The 26,214-nt window shown below is 71.7% G+C and carries 26 protein-coding genes and 1 tRNA gene; 10 read left to right on the forward strand and 17 right to left on the reverse strand.

The window, feature by feature from the left end:
* Positions 1-46: 46 nt before the first annotated feature.
* The 5 genes from D9598_RS07305 (at position 47) to D9598_RS07325 (ending at position 6,004) form a co-directional block, all read left to right on the forward strand.
* Positions 47-898, forward strand: coding sequence for a cytochrome c oxidase subunit 3 (locus tag D9598_RS07305; protein ID WP_198365756.1), 852 nt, complete (start codon positions 47-49; stop codon positions 896-898).
* Between the two features lie 211 nt (positions 899-1,109).
* Positions 1,110-1,778 carry an SURF1 family protein gene (locus D9598_RS07310; RefSeq protein WP_370591958.1) on the forward strand — a complete coding sequence of 223 codons (669 nt, stop codon included), beginning with the start codon at positions 1,110-1,112 and terminating at the stop codon, positions 1,776-1,778.
* Positions 1,775-3,262, forward strand: a complete 1,488-nt coding sequence (locus tag D9598_RS07315) for a carboxypeptidase M32 (RefSeq protein ID WP_198365758.1) — start codon at positions 1,775-1,777, stop codon at positions 3,260-3,262. The genes D9598_RS07310 and D9598_RS07315 overlap by 4 nt, the downstream gene beginning before the upstream one ends.
* A gap of 22 nt (positions 3,263-3,284) precedes the next feature.
* Positions 3,285-4,427, forward strand: coding sequence for a class I SAM-dependent RNA methyltransferase (locus tag D9598_RS07320; protein ID WP_198365759.1), 1,143 nt, complete (start codon positions 3,285-3,287; stop codon positions 4,425-4,427).
* Between the two features lie 149 nt (positions 4,428-4,576).
* Positions 4,577-6,004 carry a M20 family metallopeptidase gene (locus tag D9598_RS07325; protein WP_198366174.1) on the forward strand — a complete coding sequence of 476 codons (1,428 nt, stop codon included), beginning with the start codon at positions 4,577-4,579 and terminating at the stop codon, positions 6,002-6,004.
* Positions 6,005-6,122: 118 nt separating this feature from the next.
* Here D9598_RS07325 and lpxK read toward each other — a convergent pair whose 3' ends face one another.
* The 5 genes from lpxK to rsfS all read right to left on the reverse strand — a co-directional run bounded on the left by lpxK (position 6,123) and on the right by rsfS (position 10,428).
* Positions 6,123-7,112 carry a tetraacyldisaccharide 4'-kinase gene (lpxK, locus tag D9598_RS07330; protein ID WP_198365760.1) on the reverse strand — a complete coding sequence of 330 codons (990 nt, stop codon included), beginning with the start codon at positions 7,110-7,112 and terminating at the stop codon, positions 6,123-6,125.
* A 142-nt stretch (positions 7,113-7,254) separates the two neighbouring features.
* Complete coding sequence (locus D9598_RS07335) at positions 7,255-8,577, reverse strand: 3-deoxy-D-manno-octulosonic acid transferase (RefSeq protein WP_198365761.1); 1,323 nt, start codon at positions 8,575-8,577, stop codon at positions 7,255-7,257.
* Positions 8,578-8,587: 10 nt separating this feature from the next.
* Positions 8,588-9,304: a lysophospholipid acyltransferase family protein gene (locus D9598_RS07340; RefSeq protein WP_198365762.1), complete on the reverse strand. Its 717-nt coding sequence runs from the start codon at positions 9,302-9,304 to the stop codon at positions 8,588-8,590.
* Between the two features lie 81 nt (positions 9,305-9,385).
* Positions 9,386-9,838 carry a 23S rRNA (pseudouridine(1915)-N(3))-methyltransferase RlmH gene (locus tag D9598_RS07345; protein ID WP_198366175.1) on the reverse strand — a complete coding sequence of 151 codons (453 nt, stop codon included), beginning with the start codon at positions 9,836-9,838 and terminating at the stop codon, positions 9,386-9,388.
* An 11-nt stretch (positions 9,839-9,849) separates the two neighbouring features.
* A complete protein-coding gene (gene rsfS / locus D9598_RS21610; protein ID WP_370591959.1) occupies positions 9,850-10,428 on the reverse strand; it encodes a ribosome silencing factor in 579 nt (192 codons plus the stop codon).
* A 1-nt stretch (position 10,429) separates the two neighbouring features.
* On the opposite strand from rsfS, the gene D9598_RS07355 reads away from it, so the two are divergent.
* Complete coding sequence (locus D9598_RS07355; protein ID WP_232477011.1) at positions 10,430-11,455, forward strand: hypothetical protein; 1,026 nt, start codon at positions 10,430-10,432, stop codon at positions 11,453-11,455.
* On the opposite strand, the gene D9598_RS07360 is transcribed toward D9598_RS07355, so the two are convergent.
* The 7 genes from D9598_RS07360 to rplU form a co-directional block, all read right to left on the reverse strand.
* On the reverse strand, positions 11,413-12,114 hold the full coding sequence (locus D9598_RS07360) for a nicotinate-nucleotide adenylyltransferase (protein WP_370591976.1): 702 nt from the start codon (positions 12,112-12,114) through the stop codon (positions 11,413-11,415). The two genes, D9598_RS07355 and D9598_RS07360, sit on opposite strands and share 43 nt — an antisense overlap.
* Positions 12,111-13,391 carry a glutamate-5-semialdehyde dehydrogenase gene (locus tag D9598_RS07365; protein ID WP_198365765.1) on the reverse strand — a complete coding sequence of 427 codons (1,281 nt, stop codon included), beginning with the start codon at positions 13,389-13,391 and terminating at the stop codon, positions 12,111-12,113. Before D9598_RS07365 ends, D9598_RS07360 begins: the two co-directional genes overlap by 4 nt.
* The gene (locus tag D9598_RS07370) at positions 13,388-14,782 is read right to left on the reverse strand and encodes a hypothetical protein (protein ID WP_198365766.1); all 1,395 of its coding nucleotides are present in this window, start codon (positions 14,780-14,782) and stop codon (positions 13,388-13,390) included. The genes D9598_RS07365 and D9598_RS07370 overlap by 4 nt, the downstream gene beginning before the upstream one ends.
* A gap of 65 nt (positions 14,783-14,847) precedes the next feature.
* Complete coding sequence (proB, locus tag D9598_RS07375; RefSeq protein WP_198365767.1) at positions 14,848-15,963, reverse strand: glutamate 5-kinase; 1,116 nt, start codon at positions 15,961-15,963, stop codon at positions 14,848-14,850.
* On the reverse strand, positions 15,960-16,970 hold the full coding sequence (obgE, locus tag D9598_RS07380) for a GTPase ObgE (RefSeq protein WP_198365768.1): 1,011 nt from the start codon (positions 16,968-16,970) through the stop codon (positions 15,960-15,962). Before obgE ends, proB begins: the two co-directional genes overlap by 4 nt.
* Positions 16,971-17,079: 109 nt before the next feature.
* Entirely contained in the window at positions 17,080-17,349 is a 270-nt protein-coding gene (rpmA, locus tag D9598_RS07385) for a 50S ribosomal protein L27 (protein ID WP_198365769.1), read from the reverse strand.
* Positions 17,350-17,375: 26 nt separating this feature from the next.
* Positions 17,376-17,693 (reverse strand): 50S ribosomal protein L21, encoded by a 318-nt coding sequence (gene rplU, locus D9598_RS07390; RefSeq protein WP_198365770.1) that lies wholly within the window; start codon positions 17,691-17,693, stop codon positions 17,376-17,378.
* 232 nt (positions 17,694-17,925) lie between these two features.
* Between rplU and D9598_RS07395 the strand changes: the two genes are divergently transcribed.
* A tRNA-Ser gene (locus tag D9598_RS07395) sits at positions 17,926-18,015 on the forward strand.
* 156 nt (positions 18,016-18,171) lie between these two features.
* On the opposite strand, the gene D9598_RS07400 is transcribed toward D9598_RS07395, so the two are convergent.
* The 5 genes from D9598_RS07400 to D9598_RS07420 form a co-directional block, all read right to left on the reverse strand.
* Complete coding sequence (locus tag D9598_RS07400) at positions 18,172-18,906, reverse strand: IS6 family transposase (RefSeq protein WP_198365771.1); 735 nt, start codon at positions 18,904-18,906, stop codon at positions 18,172-18,174.
* A 78-nt stretch (positions 18,907-18,984) separates the two neighbouring features.
* Positions 18,985-19,293, reverse strand: a complete 309-nt coding sequence (locus tag D9598_RS07405; protein ID WP_198365772.1) for a hypothetical protein — start codon at positions 19,291-19,293, stop codon at positions 18,985-18,987.
* A 178-nt stretch (positions 19,294-19,471) separates the two neighbouring features.
* Entirely contained in the window at positions 19,472-20,350 is an 879-nt protein-coding gene (locus D9598_RS07410; protein WP_232477012.1) for an oxygenase MpaB family protein, read from the reverse strand.
* A gap of 146 nt (positions 20,351-20,496) precedes the next feature.
* Entirely contained in the window at positions 20,497-21,348 is an 852-nt protein-coding gene (locus D9598_RS07415; RefSeq protein ID WP_198365773.1) for an SDR family NAD(P)-dependent oxidoreductase, read from the reverse strand.
* A gap of 26 nt (positions 21,349-21,374) precedes the next feature.
* Positions 21,375-22,955 carry an AMP-binding protein gene (locus tag D9598_RS07420; RefSeq protein ID WP_198365774.1) on the reverse strand — a complete coding sequence of 527 codons (1,581 nt, stop codon included), beginning with the start codon at positions 22,953-22,955 and terminating at the stop codon, positions 21,375-21,377.
* Positions 22,956-23,075: 120 nt separating this feature from the next.
* On the opposite strand from D9598_RS07420, the gene D9598_RS07425 reads away from it, so the two are divergent.
* From D9598_RS07425 to D9598_RS07435, 3 genes are read left to right on the forward strand one after another with little or no spacing between them, the layout of a single operon-like run.
* A complete protein-coding gene (locus D9598_RS07425) occupies positions 23,076-24,242 on the forward strand; it encodes an iron-containing alcohol dehydrogenase family protein (RefSeq protein WP_198365775.1) in 1,167 nt (388 codons plus the stop codon).
* Complete coding sequence (locus D9598_RS07430; RefSeq protein ID WP_198365776.1) at positions 24,242-25,315, forward strand: CaiB/BaiF CoA-transferase family protein; 1,074 nt, start codon at positions 24,242-24,244, stop codon at positions 25,313-25,315. The genes D9598_RS07425 and D9598_RS07430 overlap by 1 nt, the downstream gene beginning before the upstream one ends.
* Positions 25,312-26,115, forward strand: coding sequence for an SDR family NAD(P)-dependent oxidoreductase (locus tag D9598_RS07435; RefSeq protein ID WP_198365777.1), 804 nt, complete (start codon positions 25,312-25,314; stop codon positions 26,113-26,115). Before D9598_RS07430 ends, D9598_RS07435 begins: the two co-directional genes overlap by 4 nt.
* Positions 26,116-26,214 lie beyond the last annotated feature (99 nt).

Consider the following 26,214-nt stretch of genomic DNA (forward strand, 5'->3'; position numbering starts at 1 on the left):
CGGGCGGCGTTCCGCGAATCCCCTGAGTCGAGTCCCAGGAAGCACCATGGCCAGCAGCAACACGACCCTGGACGCGGAAGTCCCGCCTCCCAACAAGCATCCCTACCACCTGGTCGATCCCAGCCCCTGGCCGCTGGTCTCCTCCTTCTCCGCCGGGCTGCTGCTCTTCGGCATCATCCTCTGGGCGCAGCATGGCGTGCGCTGGGCCTTCTTCCTGGGGCTGCTCGGCACCCTGACCTCGATGTTCTTCTGGTTCCGCGACGTGGTGCGGGAGGCCCGCACGCCGGGCATCCACACGCCCGTCGTGCGGCTCGGCATGCGCTACGGCATGATGCTGTTCATCGCCTCCGAGGTGATGTTCTTCGTCGCCTTCTTCTGGGCCTGGTTCCACTTCGCGCTCTATCCGGAGCATGTCTCCGGGGCCGCCAAGGCGATCTGGCCGCCCGAGGGCATCCACACCTTCGATCCCTTCGGCCTGCCGCTGCTGAACACGCTGATCCTGCTGCTCTCCGGCTGCACCGTCACCTGGGCGCACCACGCCCTGCTGGAGAACGACCGCAAGGGCCTGTTGCAGGGCCTGGGCCTGACCGTGCTGCTGGGCATCTCCTTCAGCTTCTTCCAGGCGGTGGAGTATGCCGAGGCGCCCTTCGCCTTCCATGGCGGCGGCATCTATCCCTCGGTCTTCTTCCTGGCCACCGGCTTCCATGGCTTCCATGTCATTGTCGGCACCATCTTCCTGGCGGTCTGCTGGTTCCGCGCCTGGAAGGGCCATTTCTCGCCGCAGCGCCATTTCGGCTTCGAGGCGGCCGCCTGGTACTGGCACTTCGTGGACGTGGTCTGGCTGTTCCTCTTCGTCTGCATCTACGTGGCGGGCGCCGGCGTCATCGCCCAGCACTGATCCGCCATCGGCCCGCCGCCGCGCTCCGGAGCCTCCGGGCGGGGCGGCCGGGTGGGGCCCTTCCGGCCGGGCGCGCCAGTCGCGGCCCGGCCTTTTTCATGGATGCCATGGCCTGTTCTTCGCATGATCCCGCCCGGCCTCGCCCGGGGGCCTCGCCCGGGGCCCTGTCCGGGGGCGCCCGATGAGCGGCGGGCGCTGGCGCCGCCTTGTGGTGCCCATCCTTGTCACCCTGCCGGTCCTGGCCCTGCTGATCGGCCTCGGCACCTGGCAGGTGCAGCGGATGCACTGGAAGACCGAGCTGCTGGCCCGCTTCGCCGCTGCCCAGGCCGGCCCGGCGCGGCCGCTGACCGCCGACCCCGAGCCCTGGGCCCGGTTCCATGTCACCGGCCGCTTCCTGCATGAGCGCGAGGCCTTGCTGGGACTGGAGGTGCGGGACGCCGTGCTGGGTGCGCAGTTGCTGACCCCCCTGCTGCGCGCCGAGGGACCTCCGGTGCTGGTCAATCGCGGCTGGGTGCCGCTCGAGCGCGACCGGCCGGTCGACCGCCCCGGGGGCGAGGTGCGGATCGAGGGCTATCTGCGCCCCAGCGAGCCGCGCGGCGCGCTGAGCGCCACCGACGATCCGGCGGCGCGGCGCTTCTACACGCTCGACCTCTCGGTCATCGGTCCCGCCCTGGGCCTGCCGGAGATGCCGCCTTTCGCCCTGGTCGCCCTCGCACCGTCGGGCCCGCCCTCGCGCGCCCTGCCGCAGCCGGCGCGGCACCTCCCGCAGCCGCCGAACAACCATCTCGGCTATGTCGTCACCTGGTACGGGCTGGCGCTGGCCCTGGTGGGCGTGTTCATCGCCTGGGCCCGCGCCCGCCTGAAGGAACCCGTCGCATGAGCCATGCCACCACCGCCTACGCCCGGCTGAAGGACCGCTTCGCCCGCATCGCCCTGATCGGCGAGGCGCAGGCCATGCTGCACTGGGACGCGGCCGCGGTGATGCCGCCCGGGGGCGCCGCCGCGCGGGGCGAGCAGCTCGCCACCCTGGCCGGGCTGGCGCACGAGCTGCTGACGGCGCCGGCCCTGGCCGATGATCTGGCCCAGGCAGAGGCGGAGGGCGAGTGGGACGCCGCCAACCTGGCCCTGATGCGCCAGGCCCAGTCCCGCGCCACCGCCCTGCCGACCGCCTTGGTGGAGGCCAGCAGCCGCGCCAATGCCGCCTGCGAGACGGTCTGGCGCGAGGCCCGGGCCGCCTCGGATTTCGCCCGCGTCCGGCCCTTCCTGGAGGAGGTGGTGCGGCTGCAGCGGGAGACGGCGGCGGCGCTGGCCGCCGTCACCGGCCTCGCGCCCTATGACGCGCTGATGGAGGGCTACCAGCGCGGCATCACGGCGGCCGATGTGGAGCCGGTCTTTGCCGCCTATGAGGGCTTCCTCGCCGAGGCCCTGCCGCGCGCCGAGGAGCGGCAGGCGCGCCGGCCCGCGGCCCTGCGGCCCGAGGGCCCGTTCCCCGCGGCGGCGCAGGAGGCCCTCTGCCGCGAGATGGCCGGGCGCGCCGGGCTCGACTTCGCGCATGCCCGGCTCGACCGCAGCCTGCATCCCTTCTGCGGCGGCACGCCCACCGATGTCCGCATCACCACCCGCTATGACGAGGCGAATTTCGCTAGCGCCCTGCTTGGCGTGCTGCACGAGACCGGCCACGCGCTCTACGAGCGCGGCCTGCCGCCGGCCTGGGCGCGGCAGCCCGTGGGCGAGGCGGCGGGGATGGCGGCGCATGAATCGCAGAGCCTGATCATCGAGATGCAGGCCTGCCGCTCGGACGCCTTCCTCCGCTTCATCGGCCCCCGGCTGCAGGCGGCCTTCGGCGGCCCGGCGGCGCCCTATGCCGCGGAGAACCTGTCCGGCCTCTGGCGCCGGGTGGAGCGCGGCTTCATCCGCGTCGATGCCGACGAGCTGACCTATCCCGCCCATGTCATCCTGCGCTTCCGGCTGGAGCGGGCGCTGATCGGCGGCGATCTCGCCGTGGCCGATCTGCCCGGCGCCTGGAACGACGGCTTCGCCGCCCTGCTCGGCCTGACCCCGCCGGACGACGCGCGTGGCTGCCTGCAGGACATCCACTGGCATGACGGGGCCTTCGGCTACTTCCCTTCCTACACGCTGGGTGCCATGGCGGCGGCCCAGCTGATGCGCGCCGCGCGCGCTGGCCTGCCCGATCTGGATGCCGCCCTGGCCGAGGGCGACCTGTCGCCGCTGACCGGCTGGCTGCGGGAGAGGGTGCATGCCCAGGGGTCCCGGCTCGGCTTTCAGGACCTGCTGCGGGCGGCGACGGGCAAGCCGCTGGACCCCTCGGACTTCACGGCGCATCTGACCGAGCGATATCTTTGAGGAAGGCTGGCCCGCGCGCGCGATGACCACAGACACCGGTTTCGAGATCTTCCTGGCCGCGCCGCCAGGCCTGGAGGACGTGCTGTGCGACGAGGTGCGCGGCAAGGGCTTCCGCCGCCCCCGGCCGGTCCCCGGCGGGGTCGTGTTCCAGGGCGGCTGGCCGGAGGTCTGGCGCGCCAATCTCTGGCTCCGCGGCGCCGGGCGCGTCCTGGCCCGCATCGCCGCCTTCCGCGCCGTGCACCTCGCCCAGCTCGATGACCGGGCGCGCCGCGTGCCCTGGGCCGATATCCTGCGGCCGGACGTGCCGTTCCGGGTGGAGGCGAGCTGCGCCGGCTCGCGCATCTATCACAGCGGCGCGGCGGCGGAGCGCATCGCCACCGCCATCCGCGAGACCCTGGGCGCACCGGAATCGCCCGAGGCGGAGATCCTGGTCCGGGCGCGGCTGGAGAACGACACCTGCACCCTCAGCGTCGACACCTCCGGCGCGCCGCTGCACAAGCGCGGCTACAAGGAAGCCGTGAACGCGGCGCCGATCCGCGAGACCATGGCCTCGCTGTTCCTGCGCCGCTGCGGCTATGACGGCACCGCGCCGCTGCTGGACCCGATGTGCGGCTCCGGCACCTTCGTCCTCGAGGCCGCGGAGATCGTGGCCCGGCTCAACCCCGGCCGGAACCGCGCCTTCGCCTTCGAGAAGCTCGCCACCTTCGATGCGGAGGCCTGGGCCCGCCTGCGCGCGGTGGTGCGGAGCGAGCGCCCGCAGGCGGTGCTCTGCCATGGCAGCGACCGGGACGCGGGCGCCATCGCCATGAGCCGGGCCAATGCCGAGCGCGCCGGCCTGGCGGCGCGGACGGTGTTCCGGCAGGCGACGATCAGCGAGGTCCGGCCGCCCGAGGGGACGCCCCAGGGGATGCCCCAGGGGATTCCCGGCCTGGTCATCGTGAACCCGCCCTACGGCACCCGCCTCGGCGAGCGGGAGAAGCTCCTGCCGCTCTATCGCGCGCTCGGTCAGGTGCTGGCGGCCCACTTCTCCGGCTGGCGCGTCGGCCTGGTCGCCGCCGAGCCACGCCTGGCCCATGCCACCGGCCTGCCATTCCTGCCGACGGATCCGCCGGTGCCGCATGGCGGGCTGCGCGTCACCCTCTACCGGACTGCGCCGCTGCCCTGAGAACCGCTCCGGGGTGATGGCGGCCGCCCTCCCGAAGCGGGCCAGGGCCCGAATCGCCGGGCAGGCTGGGAATTCACGCCTTCCGGCCTTGCACGGCGGGCGAGGATGCGCTGAGCCCCCAGCAGGACAGTCCGATGGAGCAGGCGGTCATGCGCAGCAACAGCGAGGAGATCTGGCGCCGGGTGGAGGAGAAGCGCGAGCGCTTCTTCGAGCTCAGCGACCGCGTCTGGGGCATGCCGGAGCTGAACTACGCCGAGCACCGCTCCGCCGCTGCCCATGCCGAGGCGCTGGAGGCCGAGGGCTTCCGCGTGACGCGGGGCGTCGCCGGCATTCCCACCGCCGTGATGGGCGAGGCCGGGGAGGGCGGGCCGGTGGTCGCCATCCTGGGCGAGTACGATGCGCTGCCCGGCCTCAGCCAGGAGGCCGGCGTGGCCGAGCACCGGCCGGTCGAGCCCAACGGGCATGGCCATGGCTGCGGCCACAACCTGCTGGGCTCGGCCTCCCTGCTGGCCGCCGCCGCGGTGAAGGACTGGCTGGCCGCCAGGGGCATCCAGGGCCGCGTGCGCTACTACGGCTGCCCGGCCGAGGAGGGCGGCTCGGCCAAGGGCTTCATGGTGCGCGACGGCGCCTTCGACGACGTCGACATCGCCATCTGCTGGCACCCGGCGGCCTTCTCCGGCGTCAACAAGCCGCATTCGCTGGCCTGCCTGGAGATGGACTTCAGCTTCACCGGCCGCTCCAGCCACGCCGCCGCCGCGCCGCATCTGGGCCGCAGCGCGCTCGATGCCGTCGAGCTGATGAATGTCGGCGTCAACTACATGCGCGAGCACATGCCGAGCGACGCGCGCATCCACTATGCCCTGCAGGATGCCGGCGGCATCGCGCCCAACGTGGTGCAGGGCAGGGCACGGGTGCGCTACCTGATCCGCTCGCTCACCATGGCCGAGGTGCTGGCGCTGCAGGCGCGGGTGCGCAAGGTGGCGCAGGGTGCCGCGCTGATGACCGAGACCTCCGTCACCGACCGCGTGCTCAGCGCCGATGCCGAGCTGGTCGGCAACGATCCGCTGGAGCAGGCGATGGAGGAGAACTTCCTCCGCCTCGGGCCGCCGCGCTTCGATGCGGCGGACAAGGCCTTCGCCCACGCGATCCAGGCGACGCTGACCCCGGCCGAGATCGACAGCGCCTATCGCCGCGTTGGCCTGGCGCCGATTCCGGGCGAGGTGCTGGCCGAGCGGCTGGTGCCGCTCTCGGCCCCCGCGCCGAGCGGCGTCGGCTCGACCGATGTCGGCACGGTGTCCTGGAAGGTGCCGACGGTGCAGGCGCGCGGCGCCACCCATGCCATCGGCACGCCGGGCCATTCCTGGCAGATCGTCGCCCAGGGCAAGACGCCCGCCGCGCACAAGGGGCTGGAGCATGTCGCCAAGGTGATGGCCGGCACCGCGGCGGACGCGCTGAGCGATCCTGCCCTGCTGGCCCGCGCCAGGGCCGACCACGCCGCCCGCACCGCCGGCATGCCCGAGGTCTTCCCGATTCCGAAGGAGGTGCCGCCGCCCTTCGACATGGCCGCTGGCGGCTAGAGCGGATCCCGATCGGGTGGAAGCAGCTGATCGGGTGAAGATGCTCGCAAAAACAAATGGCCAGAGCGTTTGCCGTGAGCCAGGGCGAACGGAAAATGCTCTGGAGCGGATCCCGGCCTTAGGCCGGCACGGGCACCCGCTGCGCCAGGGGTTCCAGCAGGGCCTCGATCCCCAGCGGGTCCTCCCAGTCCAGACGCACGGAGAGCACCGTGACGCGGCTGCGGAAGGCGGGGGGGATGCGCACGTAGTCCTTGCGCGTGGTCACCGGAATGGCGCGCAGCGCCTCCGCCTGCCCGAGCAGCTCGCGCAGGTCGCCGGCGTCGAAGGGGTAGTGGTCGGCATAGGAGACGCGCCCCGCCATCACCGCCCCCGCCTCCTGCAGCGAGGTGAAGAACTTGCGCGGATTGGCGATGCCGCAGAAGGCGAAGACCGGCTGGCCCTTCAGCAGTTCCGCCTCCGGCCCGGGCACCAGGCGGGCGCGCAGCACCGGAAGGCCCGGCGGGAGCTGCGCCAGGGCGCCGGATTCGTCCTCGCCGATCAGCACCGCGGCGCGGCAGCGCCCGGCGGCCTCGGCGACCGGCTCGCGCAGCGGCCCGGCGGGGATGATGCGGCCATTGCCGAAGCCGTAGGGGCCGTCGATGACCAGAAGCGAGAGATCCTTCTCCAGCCCCGGATTCTGCAACCCGTCATCCATGATGATGGCCTGGGCCCCGGCATCGACGGCGGCGCGGCCCCCGGCCTCGCGGTCGCTCGCCACCCAGGTCGGGCGGGTGGCCGCCAGCAGCAGGGCCTCGTCGCCCACGGCCTTGCTGTCGTGCTGCTTGGTGTCGACCAGGACCGGCCCCTTGAGCCGGCCGCCATAGCCGCGGGTCAGGAAATGCGTCGCCACGCCACGGTTGGACAGGCGCTGGCCGATATCCAGGGCCACGGTGGTCTTGCCCGCGCCACCCGCTGTGGCATTGCCGCAGCAGATCACCGGCACCGGCGCCTTCCAGCCCCGCCGCGCGACCCGGCGGGCGGTGGCGGCCGCGTAGATCGCGGCGATCGGCGAGAGCAGCAGGGGCGCGATTCCCCAGCCGCCCCCGCTCCAGAAGTCGGGGGCACGCATCCGGCTCTGACCTGTCCTCTCTAGAGCAGATCCGGCGAGGCCGGGATTGGCCAGCCGGTGCGATGCTCGTGAACGCCTTCGCGGAACCAGCCTTCCGGGCCCCAGCCTTCCGGACAAGGATGCCCGCAGGGCGCGGCCCCGCTCAAGAACAATACCCGCGCTGCCGCGCCACGCCGTCCCGCAGGGCGGGCATGATTCCGAGGACCGCCGTGGCGAGCCTGCCGGGAAGCCCGGCCGACCGGGCGGCGACGGCGGCGGCGGCGGTGGCCATGGCGTGACCCCGCGCCGGATCGGATAGCACGTCTGTAACCGCTTGTGCCAGCGCCGCCGCCGAGGCCACCGGCAGCGCCCCGCCACGGTCCAGCAGCGCCTCGGCGGCCTCCAGGGCGTTCTCCGTGTGCGGGCCGAGCAGGATCGGGCAGCCGAGCCGCGCCGGCTCCAGCGGGTTGTGGCCGCCCTTCGGGACCAGCGTGGCGCCGACCAGGGCGACATCGGCCAGGCGGTAGAACAGGCCCAGCTCGCCCAGCGTATCGGCGACATGGATGCCGGCCTCCGGCACCGGGTCGCCGCCCTCGGTGCGCCGGGTGACGCCGCGTGGCACGGCCGCGGCGGCGGCCAGGGCGGCGATGGCCGCCCCGCGCTCGGTGTGACGCGGCACGATGATGGTCAGCAGGTCGGGGAAGCGCGGAAGCAGGGCCGCGTGCGCCGCGCAGACGATCTCCTCCTCTCCCGCATGGGTGCTGGCCGCGAGGAAGATCGGGCGGTCGCCGGTCATGGCACGCAGCCGGGCCAGCTCGGCCGGATCGGCGGGCAGCGGTTCGGCGGCGGCCTTGAGCTGGCCCCAGTAGACCGCGCCCGGCGCGCCCAGCCGCCGCAGCCGCTCGGCATCGCCTTCGCTCTGCGCCACCACCAGGCTGAAGCGCCCGAGCATGTCGCGCATCAGCCCGGGCGCCCAATGCCAGAGGCGGGCGGAGCGGGCGGAGATGCGGGCATTCACCAGCGCCAGGGGGATGCCGCGGCGCGCCAGGGCGGCGGTCAGGTTGGGCCAGAGTTCGCTTTCGACGAAGATGGCGCCGTCCGGCCGCCAGCCGTCGAGAAAGGTCTCCACCCAGCGCGGGACATCGAGCGGCACGAAGCGGTGATGCACCCGGTCGGCCAGCAGGGGCGGCAGGCGCTGCATCAGCAGGGTGGCGGCGGTGACGGTGCCGGTGGTGACGAGAAGGTGGAGGTCCGGCCGCCGCTCGACCAGGGCGTCCATCAGCGGCAGCAGGGAGAGCGATTCGCCGACACTGGCGGCATGGAGCCACAGCAGCGGCCCGGCGGGGCGCGACGCGGCCTCGCCCCGCCGTTCCGCCAGCCGCTCCGGCATCTCCTTGCCACGCCGGGCACGCAGCTCCAGCCAGAAGGGCAGGAGCGGCGCGAGGCCGGTGCCCACGGCATGGCTGATGCGGCCGGCCAGGCTCATGGGCGGCCGGTCACAGCGGCATCGCCGCCAGGTGGGGGGGCAGCCGCCCCGCGGCCCAGAGGTCCGCGGTGTCGCAGGCGTCATCCAGCGCCGCCTCGATCGTCGTCAGCGCCGCGGCCTCCTCGCCCCGCGCCACCGGGATGGCGGGGCCGCAGACCAGCACCGCGCGGGTGAAGGGCAGGGGCAGCATCATGCGGTCCCAGCTCGGCAGCAGGCGATGGCGCCGGGCGGCGGCGGCGGTGGGCAGCACCGGCGCGTCCGAGAGACTGGCCAGCTGCGCCACGCCCTCGGCCGCCTTGCGGCGTGGTCCGCGCGGGCCATCGGGCGTGATGGCCACCGGGCTGCCCTCGCGCAGCACCCGCAGCAGGACACGCAGCCCCCCGGCCCCGCCGCGCGAGGTCGAGCCATGCACCATCCGGAGGTCGAAGCGCGACACCACCTCGCCGATGAAGCGGCCGTCGCGGTGCTGGGACACCAGCACATGCGGCCGCCAGTGTTCCGCCTGGGGGAAGAGGCGATGCGTGACGGTCCAGAGCATGGGCATCATCGGCAGGCGTTCATGCCAGAAGGTGATGATGACCGGCCTGCCCTCACCGGCATGCCTTGCGATCTCCGCATGGCCGATCAGGCTCCATCGCGTCGTGCGGTAGCACAGGGCGAGGTAGCTGCTGAGCAGCCAGGCCAGGGCCGACTGCGTGCGGGGGTGGCGGATCAGCCTGCGAAACATGGAATGCGCCCGGTCACGGGATGCGCCCCTAGCATAGCTCCGGCGGATGCGGAAACCCCGCCCCGTCGGGCCGGCCCCGCCTCAGGGTCGCCAGGCGCGGTGGTAGGGGTGGCCGGCGCGGATGGCCTGGGCGCGGTAGAGCTGCTCGGCCAGCAGCCCGCGCACCAGGAAATGCGGCCAGGTCAGGGGACCGAGGGAGAGCCGGTGGTCCGCCCGCGACAGCACGGCGGGGTCCAGCCCCTCGGCCCCGCCGATGAGGAAGGCCAGGCCCCGGCCGCTCTCCTCCCAGCGTTGGGTCAAGGCCGCCAGCCCCTCGCTGTCGGGCGCCGGCCCGCCGAGGTCGAGCGCGACCGCCAGCGCCCCCTCGGGCAGGGCGGCGAGCAGGGCGGCGCCCTCCCGGCGGCGCACCTCGGCGGCCGAGCCGCGCGCCTCCGGGATCTCGCGCACCGCCAGCGGTGGCCGGAGGCGGGCGTTGTGCTGCTCGAACAGCGCCGCCTCCGGCCCGGACCGCAACCGCCCGACGGCGATGAGCAGCGGCGCGCGGCTCAGCGCGGCTCCTCCTCCGGGGCGTCGGGGGACTCGTCCTCCTCCTCCTCGTCGTCCTCATCGTCCTCGTCGTCGTCCGGCTCGTCCACCGGGTCCCCGGGGCCGTTGAGGCTGTCGGCGTCGTCCTCGTCATCCTCGTCGTCGTCCTCGTCCTCCTCATCCTCGAAGGCCTCGAGCGAGGGGATGAAGTCGTCCTCCGCGGGCGGCGGCTCCGGCGGGACATCACCGGCCGGCATCACCAGGTCGTCGGGCGGCGGGCTGTCCGGGCCCCACATCTTCTCCAGCCGGTAGTTGGCGCGGGCCTCCGGCTTGAAGAGATGCACGATGAGGTCGCCGGCATCGAGCAGCACCCAGTCGGCCGAGGTCTCGGTGCGGATGCGGCGGATGCCGTGCTCGGCCAGGGCCTTCTCCAGATGCGCGGCCATCGCCTGGATCTGCCGGTCGGCGAGGCCGGTGGCGACGATGATCCGGTCGGCGAAAGCGGCGCGGCTGGCCACGTCCAGCACCACCACATCCTCGGCCTTGTCATCCTCCAGGCTGCGCACGGCGCTCTGCACGATCACGTCGAGATGCGGCACCTTGGGCCGGCTCGGCCTGCGGGCCGGCGCGGCAGGCTTGGCCTTGGTCGCCGTGGCGGCCTTGGGCTTCGCCGTCACGGCCGCCGCGCGCGCCGGCGTCTTCGCCGCCACGGGCTTGGCGGCGGTGCCGTGCGCCGCCTTCGGGGCCGTCCGGGCGGTGGCCTTGCCCGGGCTGCCTCCGGCGCTGGGGCGGGCTTTCGCGGGGCGGCTGTTGGCGGTGCCGCCGCTCCGCGTGGGCTTGGCCGGGGTGGATGGAGCCTGGGTGGATCGAGCCGGGGCGGACCGGGCCGGGGCGGACCGGGCCGGAGCGGCGGCGCGGCTGGCCGGTGCCTTGGCCGGCGTGGCGCGGCTGGTGGCAGGCTTGCCGGTGCCGCGTGGGCTCGCGGCGGCGCGCGGAGCCTTGGTGGCCGCAGTCTTGGACGCCGCAGTCTTGGACGCCGGGGCCTTGGTCGCCGGGGCCTTGGTCGCCGGGGCGGCCCTCGGGGTCCTGGCCGGGGCCGCCGCGCCGCGGGCCGCCGTCCTGGCCGGAGCGGCCTTCCTCGCGGCGGTGCCGGCCGGCTTCGCGGCGGACCGGGCCGCGACGGGCTTCGCCGGCGCGGCGGCGCGCGCCGTCTTGCCGGGCGTCGCGGTCCGCGCGGGCCTGGCCGCCGCCGTGCCGCGCGTGGTCTTCGCGGCGGTCGCCTTCGGCGCTGCGGCCTTCGATGGCGTGGTCCTTGACGTCGAGGTCTTCGACGCCGTGGCCTTCGAGGTCGTGGTCTTCGAACTCGTCGTCTTCGTGGCGCCGGCGCGCGTCGTCTTCGGCGCGGCGGTGGAGCGGCTGGGCTTGGCGGTGCCGGCTGCGCGCGCCGGCTTGGTCGCGGCGCTGCGGGCGGATCCGGTGGCGCGGGGGCCCGCCGCGCTCTTGCGGCGGGTCTCGTCCGGGGTCTTGGGGGTGCGGGCTATGGCGGCCTCCTGTCTGGGCTTTTCTCTGCGCTGTATCGCGGGTCAGGGGGGTGGGGCCAGCGCGGAATGCCCGCGCGCGGCATGACTGGCAAGGCCGTTGCCGGAACGCCGCAGCGCCGTGGCGCTGGCCGGATGCTCGCGGGCCGGGATCAGGCCCCAGGCGGCATGCCCGCCGCCCTCCCGATCGGGCAGCACGGCGCCGGGCAGCACGGCGCCGGCTGGGCGGCGGTGCCGGCGCAGCGTGCTGGCGGCGGCGCCGTGCAGGGCAGGCCGCGTCCAGCCCGGGCGGGGCAGCACCGCCATCGGCGTCCGCGCCGCCAGGCTGCGCCACTGCCGCCACCGGGGCAGCTGCGCCAGGTTGTCGGCGCCGATGATCCAGACGAAGCGCGCGCGCGGGAACAGCCGCGACAGCCGCCGCAAGGTGCGGGCGCTGTAGCGCTGGCCGATGGACGCCTCGATCCCAGTGGCGAGGATACGCACGCCATCGGCGATCGCCCGCGCCGAGGCCAGGCGCTGCGCGAAGGGCGCCATGCCGGAGACCGGCTTGAGCGGATTGCCGGGCGAGACCAGCAGCCAGACCTGGTCGAGCCGCAGCGCCCGCAACGCCTGCTGCGCCACGTGCCGGTGCCCCGCATGGGCCGGATTGAAGCTGCCGCCCAGCAGGCCGATGCGCCGCCGCCGGCGGTCGCCCCACCGGCCGGGGCCGGCGCGGCCCGGCCCGGGCTGTTCCGCCGCCACCGTCAGGGCCGTGTCTGCCCCGAGCCGAGGATCTGGTAGCGATAGGTGCAGAGCTGCTCCAGCCCCACCGGGCCGCGCGCATGCAGCCGGCCGGTGGCGATGCCGATCTCGGCACCGAAGCCGAACTCGCCGCCGTCGCAGAACTGGGTCGAGGCGTTCCACAGGCCGACGGCGGAATCCAGCCCGTCCAGGAAGGCCTGGGCCACCGCGGCGTCCTCGGTGATGATGGCCTCGGTGTGCTCGCTGCCATGGCGGCGGATATGCGCCAGCGCCGCCTCGGGGCCGTCCACCACGGCGATGGACAGCACCGCCTCCAGCCATTCCGTGCCGAAATCCGCCTCGGTCGCGGCGGGCAGCTCCGGGCAGATGGCGCGGGCGCGCGCATCGGCGCGGAATGCGCAGCCCAGCGCGGCGAGATCCTCGACCAGCAGCGGCAGCAGCCCCGGGGCGATGGCGGCGTCGATCAGCAGGGTTTCGGTGGCGCCGCAGACGCCGGTGCGGCGCATCTTGGCATTGGCCAGCACGGCGCGGGCCATGGCGGGCTCGGCGGCGGCGTGGACATAGGTGTGGCAGAGCCCCTCGGCATGGGCCAGCACCGGCACCCGCGCCTCCCGCATCACCCGCGTGACCAGCCCCTTGCCGCCGCGCGGAATGATCAGGTCGATCAGCCCGGCCGCGCCCAGCATGGCGCCGACGAAGGCGCGGTCCTGGGTGGGGGCGATCTGCACCGCCGCCTCGGGCAGGCCGGCCTGGCGCAGCCCCTCCGCCAGACAGGCATGGATGGCGGCGGCCGAGCGGGCGCTCTCGCTGCCGCCGCGCAGCAGCACCGCCGAGCCCGCCTTCAGGCAGAGCCCGCCGGCATCGGCGGTGACGTTCGGGCGGCTCTCGTAGATCATGCCGATGACGCCGAGCGGCTGCGCGACGCGGCGGATGACGAGGCCGTTGGGGCGTTGCCACTCCGCCAGACGGCGGCCCACGGGATCGGGCAGGTCGGCGATCTCCTCCAGCCCGCGCGCCATGGCCTCGATGCGAGCGGGGGTGAGGGTCAGGCGGTCGCGGAAGGCTTCGGTGATGCCCGCCGCGCCGGCCAGATCGGCCGCGTTGGCGGCGAGCAGCGCCGGCTGCCGCGCCCGCAGCGCCGCCGCCGCCGCCCTGAGGGCGGCATCCTTCGCCGGCCGCGCCGCGCGGGCGAGCCGCGCCGCGGCGACCCGCGCGGCCCGCGCGGCCTCCTGCAGCGCGGCCTCGATGGCGGTGGGGGAGGACGTCTCGGCGATGGCGTTCACGTCAGGCGCTCCGTTGCGGGACCGGGCGGGGTGGCGGCTCCGGCGGCCGTGCAGGTCAGGGTATGGAGAAAGACCGAAAAGGCGAATTGCTCGGCGCCCTCGCGCCGGTCGAAGCTGGAGCCGAAGCAGGGGCGGTGCAGCAGGAACTCGGCCGCACCCTCTCCCAGGGGCAGCTCCGGCACCTCCAGCCAGTGCCGCTCGTTGGCGGTCCAGCGGGCGCCGGGGCCCGCGGCGGACCAGTGATACAGGGTGAGCGCCGTCGAGCCCCCGGCGTTGAAGGCGGGCGGCGGCAGGCCATGCAGGACGAGGCGGCGCGGCCCGCCGCCGGCTCCGGCGCGCAGGCTGAGGCGGGAGACCGGGCCGAGGCGGATGCCGGCGCTGGTCCGCTTCACCTCGGAACTCGCCAGGCTGGCCTCGATCCCCTCGTCCAGCGACAGGCTCAACCGCTGGCCGGCTCCGTCGCGCAGCAGCGCCATGGCCTCGTCCAGCGCGCCTTCGACGCCGGCCCGCAGCAGGCGCAGCTGGCCCAGCTGCAGGGAGCCCCCATCCAGGCCGCGCGCGGCCGTCGCCAGCTCCGCCGCGGCACCGGCACGATCGCCGGCGAAGAGCGCGGCCCGGGCATGAAGCAGCCGGAAGGCAGGGCTGTCCCGATGGGCCGGCGCGGCGCCGGCCTCCGCCAGCAGGGCCGGCAGCGGCGCGCCGGTGGCGAGGGCGTCGATGAAGCCCTCGAAGCGCCGCTCCGTCTTGAGGGTCTGCGGCAGGTTGTGGAGGCCGTCACGCACCAGGGCGACGCCCGGCCAGCCCTCCTCGACGAAGCGCCAGGCGTTGCGGAGGTCGAGCATCGCGGCATCGCCGAACAGGATCAGGTGCCGGCCCGGCTCCGGGCGGCGTGGCGCGAGCCGGTCGAGGCCCCGCATGCCGTGATCGTGGATCCAGCGCCGGTGGCGGATGGCCACCTGGCCCTCCCCCTCCAGATCGACCGAGATGGGCGGCGACATGGCGACGACGCGGGCCCGCGGCAGGGCCTCGCCCAGCAGCAGGGCGCCATAGGCCCCCATGCTGACGCCCAGGATCGTGACGTGTCCGTAGTCGCGCCCGGCGAGGCGGCCGGTGAGCCAGCCCAGCAGCGCCGCCCAGCCCTCCGGGGCATTGTACCAGCTGCGCAGCTGGTCGCGGATCAGCAGGGTGTCCACGGGGCGGCGCGCCAGGCTGCCGGCGAACTCGTAGCTGGCGAGGGGCGCCGAGGTGTTGCCGACGCCGGTCAGCGCGATGACGAGGCCGCGCGGCGCGGCACACCGGCTGAAGCGAGCCTCGTAGCCGCCGAAGCGGACCTCCTCCACGCTGCCGTTCCCCGCTTCCTGCCCATCCACCATTGGCCCGCCCGCTGACATCTCACCCTCTTCTCTGGCGATGCTGGCGGTCCCACCCGCGGCGGGCAAGGGGGTCGGCCCCGCGCCTAGAGCAGCACGAGATCGTCGCGGTGGACGATCTCGGCGCGGCCGCGCCAGCCCAGGATGGCCTCGATCTCCTCCGAGCGGCGGCCGGCGATCTGCCGGGCGGCCTCGGCGTCATAGGCGGAGAGGCCCCGCGCCAGCTCGAGGCCGGCCTCGTCGCGGATGGAAAGCGGGTCGCCGCGGTGGAAGCTGCCCTCGACGGCGCGCACCCCGGCGGGCAGCAGGGAGCGACCCTGGCGCAGCGCCCCGGCCGCGCCGGCATCGACGCGCAGCACGCCGAGCGGCGCGAGCGAGCCGGCGATCCATTGCTTGCGGGCCGAGCGGCCCTCCGGCGCCGGCAGGAACCAGGTGCAGCGGCCGCCCTGCTCCAGCGCGGCCAGCGGATGGGGCCGCTGGCCGAGCGCGATGGCCATGGCGCAGCCGGCGCCGGTGGCGATCCGCGCGGCGATCAGCTTGGTGCGCATGCCGCCCGAGGAATAGCCCGGCGGCGGCTCGCCCCCCATGGCCATGATCTCCTCGCTGATGCGCTCCACCACCGGGATATGGGCGGCGGCGGGGTCGGTGCGGGGGTCGGCCGTGTAGAGGCCGTCGATATCGGACAGCAGCACCAGCGCGTCGGCCTGGATCATCTCGGCGACACGCGCCGCCAGGCGGTCGTTGTCGCCGAAGCGGATCTCGGCGGTGGCGACGGTGTCGTTCTCGTTGATCACCGGCACGCAGCCGAGATCGAGCAGCGTGCCCAGCGTGGCGCGGGCATTGAGGTAGCGCCGGCGGTCCTCGCTGTCCTCCAGTGTCAGCAGCAGCTGCGCCGCGTTCAGCCCGTGGCGCGACAGGGCGTCCTGCCAGGCCCCCGCCAGCCGGATCTGCCCGACCGCCGCCGCCGCCTGCTTCTCCTCCAGCCGCAACCTGCGCCGGGTGAGGCCGAGGGCGTGGCGGGCCAGGGCGATGGCGCCCGAGGAGACCAGCACCACCTCCACCCCGCGCGCCCGCAGCGCCGCCACATCCTCGGCCACCGAGGCGAGCCACGCCTCGCGCGGGGTCGCGGTCTGGCCGTCCACCACCAGGGCGGAGCCGATCTTGACGACGAGGCGGCGGGTGGTGGCGAGCGAGGGCGTCATGCGCCCTGGTCCTCGCGCTGGCGGCGGATGGTGTCGGCCAGCTCCCGCAGCGTCTCCGGCACGCCGTCCTGGGTGGCACCGCTGATCAGCCGGACGGGGCGGCCGAGCGCGCGCTCCAGCGCCTTGGCGCGGCTGGCCCGGGCCTGCGGGGTCATGGCGTCGAGCTTGTTCAGCGCGACGATCTCGGGCTTGTCCGCCAGCCCGCCGCCATACTCCGCCAGCTCGCCGCGCACCGTCTCATAGGCGCGGACCGGATCGGGCTGGCTGCCGTCGATCAGGTGCAGCAGCACGGCGCAGCGCTCGACATGGCCGAGGAAGCGGGTGCCGAGCCCGGCGCCCTCCGCCGCGCCCTCGATCAGGCCGGGAATATCGGCCAGGACGAATTCCTCGGTGGCGTTCAGCCGCACCACGCCAAGCTGCGGCGTCAGCGTGGTGAAGGGATAGTCGGCGATCTTGGGCTTCGCCGCGCTGACCACGGAGAGGAAGGTGGACTTGCCGGCATTGGGCAGGCCGATCAGGCCGGCATCGGCGATCAGCTTGAGGCGCAGCCAGAGCCAGCGCTCCTCGCCCGGCCAGCCCTTGTCGGCGCGGCGGGGCGCGCGGTTGGTCGAGGTCTTGAAATGCGCGTTGCCGTGGCCGCCATCGCCGCCCTGGCAGATCACGGCGCGCTGGCCCTCGCGCACCAGATCGGCCAGCACGGTCTCCTTGTCCTCGGCCAGGATGACGGTGCCCACCGGCACCTTCAGCACGACATCCTCCGACCCCGCCCCCGTGCGGTCGGAGCCGGCCCCGTTGCCGCCCTTGCGGGCCTTGAAGTGCTGGGCGTAGCGGTAGTCGATCAGCGTGTTGAGGCCGGGCACGGCCTCGACGATGACGTCGCCGCCCTTGCCGCCATTGCCGCCATCCGGGCCGCCGAACTCGATGTACTTCTCGCGGCGGAAGGCGACGACGCCGTCGCCGCCATCGCCGGCCTTCACCCAGATCTTGGCTTCGTCGAGGAACTTCATCGGGCTTGGGGGTCCGGTCGGGCAGGGGGAAGCGGGGGTGCCAAAAACGAAAACGGGGGCCTTGCGGCCCCCGTTCGCGGTCGAAGTGTCGTCGCGGAGGCGCGCGGGCTTACTCGGCGGCCTGCGGCAACGGCTCCACGGAGACATGCACGCGGCCCTCGGCGCGGCGGGTGAACTTCACCTTGCCCTCGACGGTGGCGTGCAGGGAGTGGGTACGGCCGACCAGGACGTTCTGGCCCGGGACCATCTTGGTGCCGCGCTGGGTCACGATGATGTTGCCGGCCAGCACATGCTCGCCGCCGAACTTCTTGACGCCGAGGCGCTTGCCGGCGGAGTCGCGACCGTTGCGGGAGGAACCGCCAGCCTTCTTGTGAGCCATGGGGAGTGTCTCCTACGGAAGCCGGTTCAGGCCGCGTTGATGGCCGAGATGCGCAGCACGGTCTGGTGCTGGCGATGGCCGTTCTTGCGGCGGCTGTTCTGCCGGCGGCGCTTCTTGAAGATGATGACCTTGTCGCCGCGGTTCTGCTCGACCACGGTCGCGGTCACGGTCGCGCCGGCCACGGTGGGGGCGCCGATGGTCAGCCCGGCCTCGCCGCCGATGGCGAGCACGTCCTGGAAGGTCACGGTCGCGCCGGCTTCGGCGTCGAGACGCTCGACGGTCAGAACGGCATCCGGGGTGACGCGGTACTGCTTGCCGCCGGTGCGGATCACTGCGTAGGTCATGGTGCGCCCTGAAAGCTCTCTGCCGTTACTGGCCTGGTCTACAATGAGGATCGGCCGGAAACGGCCTTCGGCGAGGCACGAGGCCCCGCCGGGAGGACGGGCGTATAGCGCCGAGGCGGCGAGGGAGTCAACGGCGATGGTCCGGGATGGCGGAAATCCCGCACGGCATCCGTTGCGCTGCCGCCCGCATGCCTTTATACCCCCGCCCGCCTGCCGACCAGGCGCGCCCCGCGGAGAGGTGGCAGAGTGGTCGATCGCGTCGGTCTCGAAAACCGAAGTACCTGCAAGGGTACCGTGGGTTCGAATCCCACCCTCTCCGCCAGATATTCTCTGTAAGTTGTTGATTTGAGACGGTAATCCTGAGACTTCTAAATCTCAGCCCACATTTCAGCCCACGCGATGCTTCCGGACAGGGGTGAACAGTTGGTCCCGTTGCGAAGATTGTCGGTAGCCGCGAATAGACACGATGGTAGCCAAATCAGGCAGCGGGAAGAAGCAGCTTGTTGATGAAGTTGGCCTGGGCCCGCATGTCTCGTCCGCCGATATCCCGAACCTGCTCCTTCCTGATCATCGCCATCGCCTCGTAGCCCGCCAGTGTTCGTCGTGCTGTATGGAAACCGCTGAAGCCGAGCCCTGGTCTGATCAGGCGCTTCACACGCCGGTGGTCTTGTTCCACAATGCTATTCAGGAACTTGTATTGTCGCAGGCGGGCGGAGCGCCACAATTTGCCGTCCGCTTTCATCTCTGCCGTGGCGCACGGGTAAGCGGGATTTCTGTCCACCGCAATGGTGCGCGGGTTCACTGTATGTGGCTGTCCAAGCGCCTTGCGGAAGAAGCGCTTCGCGGCTTCGGCATCCCGCCTGGCCGAGAGCAGGAAGTCGATGGTCTGGTCACGGCTGTCGACCGCCCGGTACAGGTAGATCCAGCACCCCTTCACCCGGACATAGGCCTCGTCAACCCTCCATGATCCGTTGGACAGGCGTAGATAAGGCCGGAGCCGCCGCTCCAACTCTGGTGCATAGGCCTGGATCCACCGAAAGATGGTGGTGTGCGCGATGCTGACATCGCGGTCCTGCAGCATGAGTTCGAGGTCGCGGTAGCTGATCGGGACCATCAGGTACCAGCGCACTGCCCAGAGGATCACCTCCGCCGTAAACTGCCGACCTTTGAAGATCGGATCCGTCCGGAGTTTCGCCAGCTGTCGTCGTGACATACCCCAGCTTGGCCCCGATCGCGCCAGACCACAAAAGATCCAACAGAACCGACCGAAGCGGCTAAGACAACCCGTCGGCTACGTGGCAGAGGCAGTTTCAACATCAGCCGCACCGCACTGGTGAAAGCTGGAAAGCGCCATCTCGAGTTGATCGTCACCGACCTCAGCCGTCACCATGATCCGGCCCTTGCGAACGCCTTCTGGCGTTTCTCCGGCAGCGGCATCAGCCGCGTCCGCGCCGGAGACCACGGTACCCGATGTATTGTCCTCTCCTTCAGCCGCGGCCCGCACGCGATTGCGGTCCAGCCCATGATCCTGGACGAGGTGCTCGACAGCCATTTCGGCGTCCCGGCGCGTATCGAAATAGCCGGTAATGGTGTGTGGCATGTTGGGCCTCCTTGGATATTTCACCTAGCGCTGGAGACCGGCATTGGATGCTTGGCCCATCGAATTAATCTGCGGTCGCAGGTCATTCATCCGATCAGGCCTGGGCGAGAAGCCCTGAAGGGCGCTGAACGCGGGCGCTCCCTCATTGTAATCCTCCGCAGCCACGCTCAGGCTGTCATCACCGGAAGGCCCACCGCAGCGTTGTCGCTAGGCCCAGCGCGCCGGCGCGGATCAGGGGGCGGCCCAACATGGGCACGGTGAGGCTGTGCATGTGTTGCGCCCAGGCCGGCAGGAGGTCCGCTGCCGCCTGCATGGTCAAGGTTTGGATCGGCTTGGCCAATCTGTTTTGCGGCGGCTGCCTCAAGAGCAGCCGCGCAACGTCGTATGTGCGGCGATCGTAGCGCAATTGCGGCCGCATATCCTGGATCAGCCGATGCGCCATCGCCCGGCTGCGGGGAACGGGATCAGCGCCCAGCAGGCAGGCGATCTGTGCCATCTCATCAAAGTACCGGTCCTGATCGGCACCCGACATGCCAGGCTCGGCGTAGCGGCGCCACGCATCCAGAAAGTGGGTCACCTCGGTGACATGCACCCAGGCCAGCAAGGCCGGGTCCTTCGCCGCATAGGGCGTGCCGTCGGGCAGGATGCCGCTGACCTGCTCGTGAATGGCTCTGACGCGAGCAATGACGGCCTCGGCCTCCTCCCGCCCGCCATAGGTGGTGAGGGCGATGAATCGTGCCGTCCGTCGCAACCGGCCCTGCATGTCGGACCGGAAGCGCGAATGATCCCAGACGCCCGCCAGCGCAGCCGGGTGCAGCATCTGCAGCAGAAGCCCGGCAATACCGCCCAGCATCATTGTTGTTACGTCGCCATGGACACGCCAGGCCACCGCCCGGGGCCCAAACAGGCCATCCGGCCTGCGTGTGACCGGCCGCTCACCCCGGGAGCGGTCGTTGAAGGTATTGACAACCTCGGCCACGATCGCCTGCTTCACCCGACGGGCCAGCAGACCAGGCAGACGATCCGGGGCAATGCCTACTCCAGGGAACGGCATCATGATGTGCACCTGCGCGGTTACGCCAGATACATAGGTGCGTCGGGAATGCTGTCAGCATCCTGGAGCAATGGGCCTTGTTGCTACTTTGATCCTGGACATTATCGTCGACAATGCCGGGCATATCTCGCATTCAGGCGGCTTGCCTTCTAGTCCCGCACAATGCCTACGCCCAGGCCGCCATCGACGACCAAGCACTCGCCGTTCACATAAGCGGCTTCGTTGGAGATAAGGAACAACGCGGCATGCGCCACCTCCCAGCCGGTGCCCTGACGTCCGAAGGGAACGGCAGCGGCGCGATTCTGACGGTTGCGGCTGGCATCGCGGCCCATGGGCGTGTCCATCAACCCAGGTGCCAGGGCATTGCAGCGGATCCCGCGTGGCTCCCCCGCGCGGGCTAGACTGCGGGCCAGCGCGATCTGCGCCGCCTTGGAGGTCTCATAGGCCGGATTGCGGGAGGCGGCGCGAAACCCCGCCAGAGAAGCGATCAGCAGCATCGATCCGCCCGGCGCCATGACCCGCAGCGCCTGCCGGGCGAAGAGCATGTTGCTGCGCAGATTGACGGCGAAGACGCGGTCCCAATCCGCTACGGTCAAGGCATCGACCTCCTGCCGGGTGGAAATGCCGACATTCAGCACCAGCCCATCCAGCCCACCCAGCACAGCCACGGCTTGCATGACGGCAGGAGGGATCGCCGCCGCATCGGCGACATCGGCGGTGAGAGGGAAGGCGCGGCCGCCCTCAGCCTCGATCATGCGGCAGCTGGTTTCGGCAGCTTCTGTCACCAAGTCGAGGCAGGCGAGCCTCGCACCTTCGCGTGCGAAGAGCAGGGCCATGGCGCGGCCATTGCCTATTGGCGGATCGGGCTCCGCGCTGGCGCGCTGGCCGGCGCCGACCAGCAGCAGGCGGCGGCCGGCCAGCCGCGTCCCACGCGGCCCCTGGCCCAGGCTTTCCGCATGCATCGACCGACCGGGATCGGGCAAGCCGGGGGCGAGATTCATTGCGGTTCTCCTTGCTATGGGCGGCCTCAGCCGACCGCGCGGGTCCAACCTTCCCAGTAGGGCGCGCGCAAGGCCTTCTTGTCCGGCTTGCCCAGCACGGTCAGCGGCAGTTGCGCGACGAAATCCACCGTTTTCGGCGTAGCGACCGCGCCCTTCCTCGCCTTCACATGCGCGGCCAGTTCCTCCGCCGAGACCTGCCATCCGGGGCGGCAGACCACGATGGCCTTCACCGCCTCGCCCCATCTGGCGTCCGGCACACCGATGACGGCGGCGGCAGAAACCGCCGGATGCGCGGTCAGCACATCCTCCACCTCCTTCGGGAAGACGTTGAAGCCGCCCGAGATGATCATGTCCTTCTTGCGGTCGACGATGAAGAAGAAGCCGCGCGCATCGCGATAGGCCATGTCGCCGGTATGCAGCCAGCCGTTGCGCAAGGCTTCCGCGGTCTGTTCCGGCTGCTTCAGATAGCCGGCCATGACAAGCGGGCCGCGCACGCAGATCTCGCCCACCTCGCCCTGCGGCACCTCGCGGTCGTCATCGTCGAGCAGTCGCACGGCAATGCCAGGGTAGGGCTTGCCGGCCGAGGACAGGATGCTGTCATCGGCGTCGAGATGATCCAGGCGCGACAGGGTCAGGATGGCGCTGGGCGCTTCGGTCTGACCATAGCCCTGCTGCAGCACCGGGCCGAAGACCGCCAGCGCCTCCCGGATGCGCGCGGGCGACATCGGCGCGGCGCCATACATCAGTGTCTCCAGCTGGGAGAAATCGGTTTGCCGTGTGCGCGGATGATCCAACAGCTTGTAGACCATGGTGGGCACCAGGAAGGTGGCGGTGGCCCCGTGCTGTTCCAGTGCATCCAGGAAGCGGTCCGGGTCGAAGCCCTGCTGCAGGATGATCGTGCCGCCACGCCAGAGCACCGGGATCAGCGTGGCGCCCGCGCCGTGCGAGATCGGCGTGGGGCAGAGAAAGCGTGGTGCATCGCTCCAGGCGCGCCCGGCCATCAGCAACAGGGTCTGGGTCAGGGTGGCGCGGCCGGGCAGCATGACGCCTTTGGGCCGGCCGGTGGTGCCGCCGGTATAGGCCAGGCGGATAATGTCGTCCGGCGTGGCCTCTGAAGGCAGAGGCGCCGGCGTGAAGCGCGCGGCCTCCGCCCAGAAGCCGGAAAATTCGGCGTCGGCCTCGTGCAGATACCAATGCGGCACGGCGGGCAAGCGGTCGCGCAGGGCACGCGCGCGGCCGGCATAGGCGGCATCGGCCAGCAGCAGCCGCGCCTCGCAATGGTCCAGGATATAGGCGTGATCCTCGATGCCGCCCATGGCCTGCAGCGTCACGGAGCGCAGACCCAGCAGGTAGATCGCCGCGGTGACGAAGAAGACCTCCGGCCGGTTGCCGGAAAGCTGCACCACCGTGTCGCCACGCCGAAGGCCGAGGGCCCGCAATTGCTGCAGGGCACGGCTGATCGCGTCCCGTGTCTCGGCGTAGGTGAAGCGGCGCGCGCCGTCGATGAAGGCGATGCGCTGCGGATAGCGGTCCAGCAGGGTGACGATCATGTCGCCGATCGTGCCGCCATCATGCACTGAGGATGCGCGCTGCTGCTCGCTGATCACCGTCTTGGCCTCCCAGCCGGCTTGCCCATCATGCCACTTAACTACGACATGTTGTAGTTCTCTACAACATGTCGTAGCAAGCTGCGACGACAAGCCTTCGCGGCGGGTGGGAGGATCAAAATGACCGGCGACGCGCTTTCCGCTTTCGGTGTGACTTGGCCGAATCCCGCCATCTTCGGTCCAGGTAGCATCACACAGCTTGGCGACAGGCTGCGCGGCCTTGGTGCCACGCGCGTCCTGCTGGCCTCCGATCCTGGACTGCAGGCGGCGGGTCTGGTGTCGCGTCTGGCCGCGCTGCTGCACGATGCCCGCCTGTCCGTGGTCGTCTATGCCGGCGTCAGCCCCAATCCGCGCGAGGCAGAGGTGGAGGCCATCCTGGCCCTGTGGCAGGCAGAGGATTGCGACGCGGTGGTGGCGCTGGGCGGCGGCAGCACGCTGGATGCGGTGAAGGGCGCCTGCCTGCGCCGCTTCACCGGCCGCAGCCTGGACGCACTGTTCGATGACGGCATCCATGAGGTGCCGCAGGCGCCGCTGCGCTTCGTCGCCGTGCCCACCACCTCCGGTACCGGCAGCGAGACGACGTTGGGCGCGGTGCTGAAGACGCCGCGCCGCAAACTGGTGCTGCGCGGCGAGCATATCCGCCCTGTCCTGACCATCCTGGACCCGGAATTGGTGGTCAGCCTGCCGCCGCGTGCCACGGCGGCCACCGGCTTCGACGTGCTGATGCATGCGCTGGGCGTACTGACCTCCAACCGCCCGCATCCGATCGGTGAGATGGTGGGCGCCGATGCCATGCGCCGCGCCGCCGCGCATATTGGGCGCGCGGTGGAGAATGGGCAGGATCTGGAGGCCCGGTCGCAGATGATGCTGGCCAGCTACCTAGCTGGCCATGGCATCCATCTGAAGGGGGTGGATGCGATCCATGGTCTGTCCACGCCGGTAGAATCCTTGACCGACTGCACCCACGCCGAATCGCTCGGCGTGATCTGCCCACATGTGATGCGCTTCAACATGCCCGTCGCCGGAGCGCGATATGCGGGAATTGCGCGGATGATCGACATCGTCGGCGCCGAGGAGGGTGAGGCGGAAGCGGCGGAGCGGTTGGTCGCGCATTTCGCCGGGCTGCGCGACCGCTTCGGCATGCCCTCGCGGCTGGGCGCGCTGGGGGTGCGGCCAGAGATGATTCCGGAGCTAGCGCGCCAAGCGCAGCTGAGCGCCGCCACTCGCGGTAATCCCCGCCCGCTGGATGCCGCCGCAGCCACGGCCCTCTACGAGGAGATGATCTGATGCCGGCGCCATTGCACGGCCTCCGCGTCCTGGATTTCTCAGAGCTGCTGCCCGGCCCCTTTTTGACCGGCTGCCTGGCGGAGCTGGGCGCCACGGTGCTGAAGGTGGAGCGTCCGCCGGCGGGCGACCCGGTGCGGCGTATGTCGCCGGGCGTTTTCGGCGCAGTGAACCGCGGCAAAGACAGCGTGCTGATCGACCTGAAGCAGCCCGAGGGACGTGCACAGGCGCAGGCCCTGGCCGATGACTTCGATGTGCTGATCGAAAGCTTCCGCCCTGGGGTGATGGCGCGGCTCGGGCTGGATTATTCCGGCCTGGCGGCGCGCAACCCGAAGCTGATCTATGTCTCGCTCAGCGGCTATGGCCAGAACGGGCCCTATGCCGCGGTGCCGGGGCATGACCTGAACTATCTTTCGGTGGCCGGTCTGAAGGCAATCTCCTCTGGCAGTGCAGGCGTGCCGGTGGCCGATCTCTGCGGCTCTGTCTATGGGCTGGCGGGCGTGCTGGCGGCGCTGCTGCAGCGTGCCACCACAGGGCGTGGCCAGCATCTGGACGTGGCACTGGCGGAATGCGCGCTACACTGGATGAACCCGCGGCTGGGCCGCTTCGCCGGCGCGGGCGCAGAGGATCTGGAAGCGCAGCGCCGCATGGCGCTGGCCCGCCCCGGCTATGGCGCCTTCGCCTGCCGCGACGGTCGTTCGATCAGCATCGGCGCGCTCGAGGATCATTTCTGGGCCCGGCTGGCCGATAGCCTGATGCTGGCGCCTTTCGACACGGACGACCATGCCCGCATGGCGCAGCGCGTGCCGCAGACCGAGGCGATCAATGCGCTGATCGCCACCCGCTGCGCCGAGGAGGAGAGCGAGCCGCTGCTGCAGCGCCTACTGGCCGCCGATATCCCCGCCGCCCCCGTGGTATCACCGGCCGAGCTGGCGCAATTCCCGCAATTCGTGGTGCGCGGTGCAATGATGCCGACCGTGCTCGGCCCGCTGGCGCGCTTTCCGGTGCGGCTGCAGGGGATGGAGGATCTGGCGGAAGCGCCGGCGCTGGGCGGCAAGGCGGAGAAGCAGGCATGACGCCCGGCATCACACAGGAGCTTCAGGGCAAGGTCGCCATCATCACCGGCGCTGGATCGCGGGCGGAGGGCATCGGCAATGGCCGCGCCGCCGCCATCCTGCTGGCGCAGGCTGGCGCGCGGGTGGTGCTGGTGGACAGCAACCGCGCCTGGGCCGAGCGCACGGCGCAAATGATCGAAGCCGAATCCCTGGTGGTGGAAGCCGATGTCACGCAGCCCGATGCCTGCCGCGACATCGTCGCCCAGGCCGTGGCGCGATTCGGCGGAGTGGATGTGCTGGTCAACAATGTCGGCATCGGCGGCGCCCGCGGCACCGCGGTCGATGTCGATCTGGCCGAGTGGAATCACGAGCTGCTGGTCAATGTCACCTCCATGATGCTGATGGCAAAATTCGCCGTGCCGGAGATGGCGCGGCGCAGCGGCGGGACGATCGTCAATATCGCCTCGGTCGCCGGGCTGCGCGGCGGCACGCCGAACCTGCTCTACCCGACCTCCAAGGGCGCGGTGGTGAACATGACGCGTGCCATGGCGGTGCATCATGCGCGCGACAATATCCGTGTAAACTGCGTCTGCCCGGGCATGTTGCACACGCCCATGGTCTATGCCGGCGGCATGACAGAAGAGATGCGCGAAGCCCGCCGCAACCGGTCCCTGCTGCGCAGCGAAGGCACGGGCTGGGATTGCGGCGCGGCCGTGCTCTACCTGGCCTCGGGGTATGCGCGCTGGATGACGGGGGTGATCCTGCCGGTGGATGCGGGGGCGACGGCGACAACATCGCTCGATCTGCCGGATCGAAGGTAGCAAGGGGATTCTTCTTTCTCTGAAGAAGAAAAGCAAAGGACTTTTTTTGTTGGGCGTCCCGCCTGGAGGCCGGCAGCGGGGCGCCAAAATGGGAAAAGC

The sequence above is a fragment of the Roseomonas sp. KE0001 genome, assembly GCF_016107285.1.
Taxonomy (GTDB): Bacteria; Pseudomonadota; Alphaproteobacteria; order Acetobacterales; family Acetobacteraceae; genus Pseudoroseomonas.

Excerpts from the sequence above, each read along its gene's own strand:
- D9598_RS07305 (WP_198365756.1), top strand. The coding sequence starts at position 47 with ATGGCCAGCAGCAACACGACCCTGGACGCGGAAGTCCCGCCTCCCAAC.
- D9598_RS07315 (WP_198365758.1), top strand. The coding sequence starts at position 1,775 with ATGAGCCATGCCACCACCGCCTACGCCCGGCTGAAGGACCGCTTCGCC.
- D9598_RS07320 (WP_198365759.1), top strand. The coding sequence starts at position 3,285 with ATGACCACAGACACCGGTTTCGAGATCTTCCTGGCCGCGCCGCCAGGC.
- D9598_RS07325 (WP_198366174.1), top strand. The coding sequence starts at position 4,577 with ATGCGCAGCAACAGCGAGGAGATCTGGCGCCGGGTGGAGGAGAAGCGC.
- lpxK (WP_198365760.1), bottom strand. The coding sequence starts at position 7,112 with ATGCGTGCCCCCGACTTCTGGAGCGGGGGCGGCTGGGGAATCGCGCCC.
- D9598_RS07335 (WP_198365761.1), bottom strand. The coding sequence starts at position 8,577 with ATGAGCCTGGCCGGCCGCATCAGCCATGCCGTGGGCACCGGCCTCGCG.
- D9598_RS07340 (WP_198365762.1), bottom strand. The coding sequence starts at position 9,304 with ATGTTTCGCAGGCTGATCCGCCACCCCCGCACGCAGTCGGCCCTGGCC.
- D9598_RS07370 (WP_198365766.1), bottom strand. The coding sequence starts at position 14,782 with ATGTCAGCGGGCGGGCCAATGGTGGATGGGCAGGAAGCGGGGAACGGC.
- proB (WP_198365767.1), bottom strand. The coding sequence starts at position 15,963 with ATGACGCCCTCGCTCGCCACCACCCGCCGCCTCGTCGTCAAGATCGGC.
- obgE (WP_198365768.1), bottom strand. The coding sequence starts at position 16,970 with ATGAAGTTCCTCGACGAAGCCAAGATCTGGGTGAAGGCCGGCGATGGC.
- rpmA (WP_198365769.1), bottom strand. The coding sequence starts at position 17,349 with ATGGCTCACAAGAAGGCTGGCGGTTCCTCCCGCAACGGTCGCGACTCC.
- rplU (WP_198365770.1), bottom strand. The coding sequence starts at position 17,693 with ATGACCTACGCAGTGATCCGCACCGGCGGCAAGCAGTACCGCGTCACC.
- D9598_RS07400 (WP_198365771.1), bottom strand. The coding sequence starts at position 18,906 with ATGTCACGACGACAGCTGGCGAAACTCCGGACGGATCCGATCTTCAAA.
- D9598_RS07405 (WP_198365772.1), bottom strand. The coding sequence starts at position 19,293 with ATGCCACACACCATTACCGGCTATTTCGATACGCGCCGGGACGCCGAA.
- D9598_RS07410 (WP_232477012.1), bottom strand. The coding sequence starts at position 20,350 with ATGATGCCGTTCCCTGGAGTAGGCATTGCCCCGGATCGTCTGCCTGGT.
- D9598_RS07415 (WP_198365773.1), bottom strand. The coding sequence starts at position 21,348 with ATGAATCTCGCCCCCGGCTTGCCCGATCCCGGTCGGTCGATGCATGCG.
- D9598_RS07425 (WP_198365775.1), top strand. The coding sequence starts at position 23,076 with ATGACCGGCGACGCGCTTTCCGCTTTCGGTGTGACTTGGCCGAATCCC.
- D9598_RS07430 (WP_198365776.1), top strand. The coding sequence starts at position 24,242 with ATGCCGGCGCCATTGCACGGCCTCCGCGTCCTGGATTTCTCAGAGCTG.
- D9598_RS07435 (WP_198365777.1), top strand. The coding sequence starts at position 25,312 with ATGACGCCCGGCATCACACAGGAGCTTCAGGGCAAGGTCGCCATCATC.